Origin of the sequence: Burkholderia sp. GbtcB21 (assembly GCF_019091065.1) — a bacterium.
In the GTDB taxonomy this organism is placed as follows: Bacteria; Pseudomonadota; Gammaproteobacteria; order Burkholderiales; family Burkholderiaceae; genus Burkholderia; species Burkholderia pyrrocinia_C.
Genome location: NZ_JAGXKA010000399.1, coordinates 1 through 244, shown reverse-complemented (window position 1 = coordinate 244; position 244 = coordinate 1). Strand labels below are relative to the sequence as shown.

The following is a 244-nucleotide window of genomic DNA, read 5'->3' as shown; positions in this document are numbered from 1 at the left end:
GCCCACCCGATGCTGATCGCCGAGGAGCTCGACGTGCCGCTGTCGAGCGTGACGCTCGATCATGCGCCGCCGAACGAGAAGCTGTCCCTCGAACCGCTGCTCGGCGGCCAGCTCACCGGCGGCCCGACGTCGGTGCGCTACGCATGGGAACCGCTGCGCCGCGCGGGCGCACCCGCGCGCACGCTGCTGGACGCGGCGGCCGCGAAGCAATGGAATGTCGATCCGGCATCCTGTCGCGCCGCGA

General features: G+C 72.5%; 1 pseudogene. It reads left to right on the top strand.

Going from position 1 to position 244, the window contains the following annotated elements:
* Positions 1-244: pseudogene (locus KVT39_RS37185) on the top strand (xanthine dehydrogenase family protein molybdopterin-binding subunit); the annotation flags it as partial.